Annotated in this window: 8 protein-coding genes and 3 pseudogenes; 7 read left to right on the forward strand and 4 right to left on the reverse strand. The window is 69.7% G+C overall.

The genetic code is table 11. The annotated features are described in order from the left end of the window. Positions 1-128: 128 nt before the first annotated feature. The 3 genes and pseudogenes from PHK61_RS31245 (at position 129) to PHK61_RS31250 (ending at position 1,513) form a co-directional block, all read left to right on the forward strand. Positions 129-835: pseudogene (locus tag PHK61_RS31245) on the forward strand (MFS transporter). Continuing rightward, complete coding sequence (locus tag PHK61_RS32215) at positions 726-1,184, forward strand: MFS transporter (RefSeq protein ID WP_420791472.1); 459 nt, start codon at positions 726-728, stop codon at positions 1,182-1,184. Before PHK61_RS31245 ends, PHK61_RS32215 begins: the two are co-directional and overlap by 110 nt. Further along, complete coding sequence (locus tag PHK61_RS31250) at positions 1,157-1,513, forward strand: hypothetical protein (RefSeq protein WP_274284943.1); 357 nt, start codon at positions 1,157-1,159, stop codon at positions 1,511-1,513. The genes PHK61_RS32215 and PHK61_RS31250 overlap by 28 nt, the downstream gene beginning before the upstream one ends. Positions 1,514-1,581: 68 nt before the next feature. On the opposite strand, the gene PHK61_RS31255 is transcribed toward PHK61_RS31250, so the two are convergent. After that, positions 1,582-1,998 (reverse strand): hypothetical protein, encoded by a 417-nt coding sequence (locus PHK61_RS31255; protein WP_274284944.1) that lies wholly within the window; start codon positions 1,996-1,998, stop codon positions 1,582-1,584. 638 nt (positions 1,999-2,636) lie between these two features. Continuing rightward, the gene (locus PHK61_RS31260) at positions 2,637-3,083 is read right to left on the reverse strand and encodes an alpha-crystallin domain-containing protein (RefSeq protein ID WP_274284945.1); all 447 of its coding nucleotides are present in this window, start codon (positions 3,081-3,083) and stop codon (positions 2,637-2,639) included. A 360-nt stretch (positions 3,084-3,443) separates the two neighbouring features. Between PHK61_RS31260 and PHK61_RS31265 the strand changes: the two are divergent. Beyond that, positions 3,444-3,882: pseudogene (locus PHK61_RS31265) on the forward strand (Fur family transcriptional regulator); the annotation flags it as partial. Positions 3,883-4,676: 794 nt separating this feature from the next. Here PHK61_RS31265 and PHK61_RS31270 read toward each other — a convergent pair. Both PHK61_RS31270 and PHK61_RS31275 read right to left on the reverse strand, forming a co-directional pair. Next, the gene (locus PHK61_RS31270) at positions 4,677-5,363 is read right to left on the reverse strand and encodes a hypothetical protein (RefSeq protein ID WP_274284946.1); all 687 of its coding nucleotides are present in this window, start codon (positions 5,361-5,363) and stop codon (positions 4,677-4,679) included. A gap of 928 nt (positions 5,364-6,291) precedes the next feature. After that, complete coding sequence (locus tag PHK61_RS31275) at positions 6,292-6,765, reverse strand: hypothetical protein (protein ID WP_274284947.1); 474 nt, start codon at positions 6,763-6,765, stop codon at positions 6,292-6,294. Positions 6,766-7,624: 859 nt separating this feature from the next. Between PHK61_RS31275 and PHK61_RS31280 the strand changes: the two genes are divergently transcribed. The 3 genes and pseudogenes from PHK61_RS31280 (at position 7,625) to PHK61_RS31290 (ending at position 8,988) form a co-directional block, all read left to right on the forward strand. Then, positions 7,625-7,951 carry a globin domain-containing protein gene (locus tag PHK61_RS31280; RefSeq protein ID WP_274284948.1) on the forward strand — a complete coding sequence of 109 codons (327 nt, stop codon included), beginning with the start codon at positions 7,625-7,627 and terminating at the stop codon, positions 7,949-7,951. 88 nt (positions 7,952-8,039) lie between these two features. Then, a pseudogene (locus PHK61_RS32220) lies at positions 8,040-8,213 on the forward strand (LysR family transcriptional regulator); the annotation flags it as partial. Positions 8,214-8,403: 190 nt separating this feature from the next. Continuing rightward, positions 8,404-8,988, forward strand: coding sequence for a substrate-binding domain-containing protein (locus tag PHK61_RS31290; protein WP_274284950.1), 585 nt, complete (start codon positions 8,404-8,406; stop codon positions 8,986-8,988). Positions 8,989-8,990 lie beyond the last annotated feature (2 nt).

Consider the following 8,990-nt stretch of genomic DNA (forward strand, 5'->3'; position numbering starts at 1 on the left):
ACCGGCCACCGAGCCGCGCAACGATCACCAACACCAAGATCATGAAAGATCCGGGTTAGGTCCGTACTTGGGATCGATCGTCGACAACGCAGCCGTTTCTGGTCGCCAACATCGCTTTCGGTGCCAGCGTGGTCGTCTACAACTCGTTTCTTCCGCAGATCGCCGGCCGCGATGAGCGCGACCGGGTCTCGAGCATCGGCTGGGCGGTCGGGTACATCGGTGGCGGTCTGCTGCTCGCGCTCAACGTGGCGGCAGTCAGCGGCGCCGCGACGTTCGGCATGTCCGCCGGTGAGATCGCCCGATGGAGCATCGTCTCGGCCGGTGTCTCGTGGGCGGGGTTCACGACGATACCGCTGCGGCAACTGCGCAACCGGCCCGCGGTCGCGGGCGAAGGCGGCGGACCGTACCTTCTCGACGGGTTCAGCTGAGCCGCACCCTTCGAGGGCTGAAGGCCTACCCGCTGACCTTGTATTTCCTGCTCGCCTACGTGATGTACAACGACGGTATCCAAACCGTGATCGCACTGGCGAGCGTGTATGCCCACAAGGAGCTGCGCCTCGACCAGTCGGTGCAGGTCCAGACGATCCTCCTGTTCCTGGCGTTCTTCGGCGCCCTGCTGCTGGGCTGGGTCGCCCGCCGACTCGGCGCCTGGAAGACCGTTCTGCTCAGCCCTGTTGTTGTGGATCTTGGTCACCGTCGCGTACGTGCTGCCGGCCCACCGGCCGGTGCCGTTCGTCTTGCTCGGCGCACTTCTCGGCACCGTGCTCGGCGGCAGCCAGGCGCTGAGTCGGTCGCTGTTCAGCCAGCTCATCCCGCATGGCGATCATCTCGCTGATCGTCTTCTTCGTGATCGGGTTCGTTGTGGTGGCCGCGGTCCCCAAGGCCGTCCGGGCTGCCGGCAACACACCCCCGCACGTCCTGTAGCGGTCCGATGCTGGAGGGCACCGGGACCAGCGCACACCTCGCCGGGCACGAGCCGGCGGCTGTCGTGGTCGTCGTCGGCGCGCCCCGTTCGGCGCACCCCGCCTGCCCTGGCCTGCCGCCGGGCATCGCGGAGAGCTGCGGGCCAGGGACCGTCGACCCCCACATCCGCGACCGGCGACCCTCCGTCGGACCGTCACGACGAGATGCACTCGCGGGCCCACATCATCGACGAGTGGAGTGTGAGATGCAGGGAGCCATAATTCTCCGTTCGGCAAAGGTGGTCCCGGGGCGCGAAGCGGCGCTGGTCGACTTGACCCGCGACACCCACGCGTTCTTCGACAAGGCACGATCGGACGGACGCATCACCGACTACATGTGGTTCACCTCGGGCCAGGGGAACCGGGGCGACTATGTCGTCCTCCGCGGCGACACGGAGAACCTGGTGACACTCGCGGCGGACCCGGAGTTCCAGTCCCTGAGCATGCGGAGCAGCCTGATCCTGCCCGACTTCGAATGGGGGTTCTACGGCACCGGCGATCCCGAGGAGATCCTCGAGCGCTACCAGGAGATGGCCAGGCAGCTGTCCTGACGCCGGAGACGACGACTCGTGCTGCCCCGTCCGGGACCCGGGCGGGGCAGCACGTCGTCCCGTTCCTCTCACGTCGGATCCCACCGCCGGGACGACGACGAGGCGGCCGAGCAGATCGAGCTGGGCTGCTCAGCGATCGCGGGGACGATCCGCTTGCCCGCGAGGGGCGTGGCCGGGGCTCGGGCGCGATCGGAGTCGAGCAGGCTGACCAGGGCGAGGTCGAAGAACCGGCCGCTGTCGTCCGGGGACAGCACCGGGTCAAAGCCCTGCTCGCCACCGGTTGGACGCCGCGAGCGCCGCTGCGCCCCATCGGGCACGACTTCGACACCGCCTTGCGCAACGGCGGCTGGGAAGGCCTCGCGGAATGGGTGGACGCCCTCGGCGAGCTTGGCGATGCCGCCGGCGAAGTCGTCGTGCTCACCGAACCACCGCACCGGCCTCAACCACCATCCGATCTGGATGGCGCCGACGTCGACGATGCTCACGGTCGACGCGCCCAACGCCATCTTCGAAGATCGGCCAGAGATCCTTCTTGCTCCCCGTTGAGATGATCTCCAGCAGCGCAACCGTCAGGAGTAGGCATGCCCGCAAGCAAAGAGAGTCACGCCCGAAGATCGCTCCATAGGGCTTTGAGCTGCAGAAAGGTGCGCCGTCAGGGACTCGAACCCCGAACCCAGTGGACGAGAGTCACGTCTGCTGCCGTATGTTGTGGAGGCGCGCGTGCGGCCAAGACCCGCGTCCCGACCGCGTGGGCTCGCTCGACGTAGGGGGTCGGGTCTCCCCAGAATGTGCCCATCATGCCGGCGAGCAGGCGGGCCCGCCCGCGCCACGGGGTGGTACGTCCGCTGAAAGCGGTTCCGCTTCACCACCCCGATGATGACGCCGGCGGCCCGCAGGGCCCCGTCTTCATAGCCGCCGGCGTTCGCCACCGCAGTGGCCAGGGATCGGGAGCTCGACTCCGAGGGTTCGCAGAGTCGGTGGTGAGCATTCGGTTCTCCAGCTCACGGTCCAGAGGTAGGCACAACGACTGGACTGTGCGTTCGGGCTCGGGCGACGTCAACGTCCCTGTCGGCAGCGCCGACACCCGGGCCGGTGGAAGCAGCCCGGGCAGATTCACCCTCGATCAGCGGCCCTCGCGTCGGCGGCGATCGGAGGAGGCGCCGGAGCGGGCGCCACCTCCGGAGGCGCGGCGAGGACTGCCGGCGGCCGGCGCCCTGTCGGTGTCCCTGTCGCGACGGGCGCTCCCGGACGCGGTGGGCGGCTGCTCGGGCGCGCGGCCGAGGTCCTCGATGCGGCTCGCCAGCCGGTCGGCGAGCCCACTGAGCTGCGTGCTGGCCGTAGACGTGGCCGCCTCCTTCACAGCCTCGAGCAGTGGTCCCCGCAGCGCAGCGACGAGCTGCTGGAGCTGCGGTGAGGCTTCCACGAGCTTGGAGCCCTGCTCGAGCAGCTGTTCAGGCGAGAGCTTGAGCTTGTAGCCCGTCATGAGTCCGAACCAAGCAATGGCGAGCTTGAACTTCTTCATGCGGCCCAAGATGTAGGCGCCCACGAAGGCGATCATCATCCGAGCCATGCCGTGCTCCCTGTCCGCTCCGCGCGGAGATCGCCACGGCCGACCGTGGAGGACCGCGTGGCGGCGACCCTTCCCGGTGTGCGGTGACGCCCTTCCGCTGAGCAAGTGCCGACATTCGGAGAATACCGGCGGCGCGCTGAAAAGTGATACGGCGCCATTCGGTGGCGAGACAATCGGCGCAATGTCATCGCGACTATGGGCAGGGCGTCGTGCAGGGCTCCCGACATCACTGGCTGCGGTTGCGCCGGACCCCGCGACATCCACTCTGAGCTTCCCGTCCCCGACATGTGACAGGCCGATCTCGACTGCCCGGACAAGGCACCGGTGCCGTAGATGTGCTTCTTGAGTAGCTGAAGACGCATGTCTCAGACTCGACTGGTGCCCACGACCTCGGACCTCGAACGCAGGTTGCGCGGGCTTCTCTGCGTGTGGCGCGTCCCCCGGGTCACGGTTCTGGCTGCGGTGCCCGACCTTCCGCATGCGGACACGGACACGATCATTGGGACGGTCCGCGCAGGCTTCGGTGAGGTGTCCCACCAGGCCGTCGACGACGTGCTCCGTGCTCTGACGGCGGCCGGCCTCGTACAGCGCATCCCAGCCCGAGGGTTCCACCGCGCAGTACGAGTCGCGGGTGGGGGACAACCACGATCACATGGTGTGCCGGTCGTGCCGTGGCCTCGCCGACGTCGAGGGCGAGATGAGCGGCGCCCTCGACCTCGCGGCCGCCGACCACGCGGGCTACGAGATCGACGAAGCCGAGGGCTTCTCCTGGGGCCGATGCCCCAACTGCGTCCCGGCGGCTCTGCCACACGTGGGTCGTCACCCGACGCGTCCCTCCAGCGGCCGCGGACGAACCGGGATTGGGTGGCTGAACCGGCTGGATCTAGAACCCCTCCGCCAGCACTCGGCCCGCTCCGACCCCCGATGGGCGACGACCACGTACGCGCATGAGTTCGAGGCCTCGACGTCGAGCCTCAAGCGGGACATCGTCGAGGTGATGGCGGAACCGCGCGACCGGTGAGGCCAAGTGACGGCCACCTTCGTCGACCTCGTCTTCGGCTCGAACGCCGAGCTGCGGGCGATCGCGGACGCCTACGGGCCGACGCGGGCGGGAACGGGACCGCTGCCGGTCCAACGACCGCGGGACGCGGGCCGCACCCGTGATCTCCCCGCGGTGCCGCCACCCCCTCCGTACGGCGCCCAGCACCACGAGGTCGCCGGCCACCGTCCGGGCGTTGCGCCCGTCGGCGAGAGGGATGGGTCTGGCTGGGTGCCCGAGCCCCGTTCGGGGTCAGGACCGTTGCCCGTCCAGCTGCCTCGGGGCGCGAGCGGGCGCGATCTCGTCCCGGCGGGCGTGGTGCCCCCGCCCCCGGCGCGGAACCGCTCGCTGGAGGACGAGCTGACCCGTCGCGCGCAGCGCCGGCGCCGTCCGCTCGCCACGGCGGCAGTAGAGGGCGGACGACACGCCCTACGGCCGCGCGACGGGGACGAGCCGACGTTGCGCGAAGATCTCAACACGTTCGGCGCAGCGGCAGAGGTCCTGACGTTCAGCGGGCTCACCTAGAACCACCGGCCACCGAGTCCGACCAAGCATCAAGCGTCGAGACAAGTCCGGTTCGGGTGCTGTCCTCGCGAGAGCGAGGAGCGGTACTCGTACAGGCGCAGTCGCGCGGCGACGCTCGGGTCGATCTCGCTCGGCGCCGAATCCTCGGTGGCCGCGCGGTCGTGGTGTGTGCCGCTGGCAATCGCGGAGCTCGACCATGGTGGCGGAGGCGCCGGAGTGGGAGAAACGGATTCGCAGGAGCGACTCCCCGCTTCCCGCTGGCCCTCCAGGAGCGGCGCCATCGCCGACGCCGATCCCCGCGCGGGGGCGGATCGCCTGTGACTACGGATTGAGCGTCGAGCGCTGGTCTTCTTGCTGCGCAGCAGTGCCGCGTCGATCCGTCGGTGAGCCCGCTCGGGCTCGTCGACCTCCACCACGACACGGTGGAACGGCCGGCCGGTGAGGTAGATGACCACCACATGCGTGCCCTGGCGGGCGCTCCAGAGCTGGCGACGTTCACCGACCCCCCAGCAGCCGGCGCGGTAGCGCTGCGACCACCACAGGCCCGGAGAGGGAAAGCGGGGGCTCGAGGCGACGGCGTCGGCTCGTGTCATCACCCGGACCCCGAGGACCCTCGTGTAGGGCACGAAGAGCCCCTGCGAGCACGCGGCGAGCAGGTCGGTGCCGGAGAAGTGCACGCGCAGACCGGTCGGGGTGACCTCGAGGCGTACCGCCATTCACACCTCCACATGGTGAGAGGGCAGCCAGACCGACTCCCCTTCCTTGGGGCCTCCCGCTGAGGGAGGCGCGTTGGTGACCTGTCGCCCTCCATCACGCCGGGGTTACGGTCCTGAGCGGAGCCCTGAGCAAGTTCGACCATCCGTCGGTATGAGTACCTCTGGCCCCGCACGGGGGTCCGGCCGAGCGGACGTGGGACCCAGCGGCACGCCCCGCGCCCGTTGGCCATCGCGGAGCTGCCCCCCGAGGCCGCGGGCGACCAGGATGCCGCGGCAACTGTTCTGACCGTCGTCGGCGCCCTGGCGTCCGATCACACCGACGAGGGGCGTCCGCGGCGCTCCCCGACAGAACTCCGCGCTGTGGCATGTCGGCGGACGGCATCAGGCAGTGTCGGCGGGCCGGTGGCGCCCGCCGCGCCGGGCCCTCGCGGTGGGGCCAGGCCGGGCCGGGTCCTCGCCGCGCGGGTTGGTGGCCGTCGCTGACCAGGCCGACGCGCCGCCGGCGGCGTCGCCGAGACCCACGACGACAGGTCCGAGGCAACGACCGGCGGAGACCAGGGTGGCCAGGACAGCGGGCAGGACGAGAAGGACACGGGGCCGGTGATGGTCGGGCGCACGGCGCCACTTGGGGCTGCCTGGCCATCTGTTGGAGCGTCGGCGCTGGTCGCGGCGGGCGGGTCGACACTCCCGGCGAGGGAGCGCCGGTCAGCTCCAGGCTCAGACCGTGCGCCCCCTGCTCGGTGATCTCTGCCGCCGCCCGGCGTGCGCCCGGCTGCCGCCCGAGGGCGTGGTCGGGTGGCCCGGCTGCACGAGCTGCTGGCCGAGCGCCTCGGGGAGCACGGGGTCGCAGTCGACCCGGACCGGACGGTTTGCCGGCTTGACCAGCTTCGTCCGCACCCGCCGGCAGGGGTGTGCCGGCCACGGGCTGTCAGGTTCGGGGCACCAGTCTGACGACCTCGCACACGTGGCGGCCGGTGTCTTCCTCGCGCAGCTGCAGGGCGTGCCGCCCACCAGCTGTCAACGGCATTACCTGTGCCTCACGTCGGTGCTTCGCGCGATACTCGAGCGTGCCTTCGGGCGTGCTGATCGGCGCGGGTGGCGGCATCGTGTTCATCGATGCGAGGTTCCGCGAGCGGCCGATGTCGCGCGGCCGCTGATCTGGCGACGATCCCGATCCCGAACGCGGTTCGGGCACCCCCGCATGCCGCTCACGGTGGCGGGCGGTGTCGACGGCGTTGCGGCCGCCGGCGACCTGCCGCTGCCGGTCCTCCCAGGCCGACGCCATGGCGCAGAAGATTGGCGTCGACTCGTCCGCCTGCTCGTCGCGCGCCTGCCGGGCCCAGATGCTGACCGCATCAAGCCGTCGCCCTCCGCGCCTCGCGTCCTCGCACCATTCCCACATCTCTTGGTCTCCCTGTCGTCCGGCACAGTCACCGACGCCGCGCGGACTGCGCTCCGCGACCGGTGGGGATAGACCCTAAAGCTCAACATGAGGTTGAGGCACTGAGACACGCTGGGAAACGGAATCACGACGCCCAGGCGGCGGCCACTATCGAGTGGGCGGAAGACGTTGCCACAGCGCCCTCGGCGTCCTCATGAGATGGGCGGGCCCCGCCGCTCTCAATTGAACGGCGGGGCCGGCGGACGCCCGAGGTGGGGGCGTCCCAAGTGTCCACGGCGTCGCCGGGAGCCGCTGCGGACGAACGGGAAGTATTTTCTCGTGACGGTGTTGATCAGCTGGAAGTGCGGAGGCGATCGGCAGCTCCCCCATTGCGGCGATCGTTCGAATCATCGACTGGCATTCGGTTGTGGAGACAGCTTGATGGCGGAGTCAACGCCCTCCGGTCGCGGATGGCGTGCTCGTTTGACGACCAATGTTGGATGGCGAGGTAACACTTCGCTGTAGGTAGAGCGATGCGCACGACCGGCCGTGAGATGGGCCTGCAGGAGTGACGTGATCGACGAACGGGACGGGAACGCACACACCCCCAGTAGGAACTTCGCCTCAGCAAGACGCGGCCGAGCTTCGATCCGGTCCTGCCCGCGCTCCCGAGGTCGTGGCCCGAGCCCGGGATCGGGCCGGCACACCCGCGGTGTCTCCGCAATGGACCGGCCCGCGGCGCCGGGGCGGGCGCCACGAGCCACGGTCGTCGTGGCCGCCTTCGTGTTCCAGCTCGTGGCCCTTCGACCGGCTCCGACGCGGCATGTCGAGCTGCCGGCGGCGGTGCAGGCGGGAAGCGTGTTGACACCGGCTGCTGGGGTTGGCGCAGGGCGCCCGTGGGCACGTCGGCGAGATCGCCCAACGCTTCTATCGGCACATGTTCGACGCCCATCCGGAGCTTCTCGACGGGACGTTCAACCACGGTAACCAGGCCCGCGGCGAGCATCAGCCGGCGCTGGCCGGGTCGGTCGCCGCGTTCGCCGCGGCGCTGGTCCGCGGCCCGGAGCGCGTGCCGGAGAACCTGCTGTCGCGCATCGCGCACAAGCATGCGTCGCTGGGCATCCGCCCCGACCAGTACCAGGTCGTGCACGACAACCTCATATGGGCGATCGTGGACGTGCTCGGCGACGCACGCGGGGTTGGATGAGCGAGTGGGACTTGCTCGACCCGACCGGCCAGGCCCGGGCCGACTATGAGGCAACCGTGGTCGTCTGATCGCGCGGAGGGCGTCCGACATGGCGTCGGTCAACAGCACTCTGTGCGAGGAGGATGAGGCGGTGGGCCTGGACCTCGCGAAGCTGCGCGTCTTCGTCGCCGTGGTGGAGCACCACGGGTTCTCGGCTGCCGCGGATCACCTCGGGCTCAGCCAGAGCACGGTCTCCTTCCACGTGCAGAGCCTCGAACGCCACCTCGAGGCGCCGCTGGTGCGCTACGAGCAGCACACCGTACGACTGACACCAGCCGGAGAGCAGGTGTACCGCCGCGCACAGCGGATGCTGCGCGAGGAGCAGCGATTGATGCGCAGCGTTCGCGACGACCACGCGAAACAGGCGACCTCGGGTCAGCATCGCGTTCGAGCAGCCCTTCTTCTTCGACAAGGTGCTGGCGCCGTATCGAAGGGCCCATCCCGACGTACTGCTCTCGGTGCGCTTCGGGCACAGCGTGGCGTTGGCTCAGGACGTTCTCGACGACGAGCTCGACCTGGCGTACCTGCAGGGCTGGCAGGTGCCGACCAACGTGCGCTACGAGCGCCTGCACCAGCTCCGGTTCACCCTGCTCGTCGCACCGAGTCACCCCCTAGCTCGAGCGGTGACCGTGACCGCAGCCCAGGTCGCACGCGCCGGGCTGATCACCGCCCCGCTCGATGACGTGGAATGGGTGCACTACGAGCAGGTTCTCCGCGAGATCGACCTGGGGCCATCCGACACCACACTCGAGATCAACGGCATCCAAGCCCGATTCCTCGCGACAGCGGCCGGGATGGGAGTTGTCGGAGTTTCCGTCCCGCCTACGCCGACGACGACGCCGGTGACACCCTCACAGCGCTGCGAATGGACCGACCGATGCCGAGCGTCGAGGCAGGCCTCATCAGCAAGCACTCCGACTCCCCGGCCGCCGCCGTACAGGCCCTGGGACTGTCTGATGACCGGTGTAACTGGCGTTGGCGGGTCAGTTGATGGTTGACG

The organism is Actinomycetospora lutea (genome assembly GCF_028737205.1).
Classification (GTDB): domain Bacteria; phylum Actinomycetota; class Actinomycetes; order Mycobacteriales; family Pseudonocardiaceae; genus Actinomycetospora; species Actinomycetospora lutea.

Bases quoted from the DNA above. Each gene is read 5' to 3' on its own strand.
- PHK61_RS31260 (WP_274284945.1), bottom strand. From the start codon at position 3,083: ATGGCTCGGATGATGATCGCCTTCGTGGGCGCCTACATCTTGGGCCGC.
- PHK61_RS31275 (WP_274284947.1), bottom strand. From the start codon at position 6,765: ATGTGGGAATGGTGCGAGGACGCGAGGCGCGGAGGGCGACGGCTTGAT.
- PHK61_RS31270 (WP_274284946.1), bottom strand. From the start codon at position 5,363: ATGGCGGTACGCCTCGAGGTCACCCCGACCGGTCTGCGCGTGCACTTC.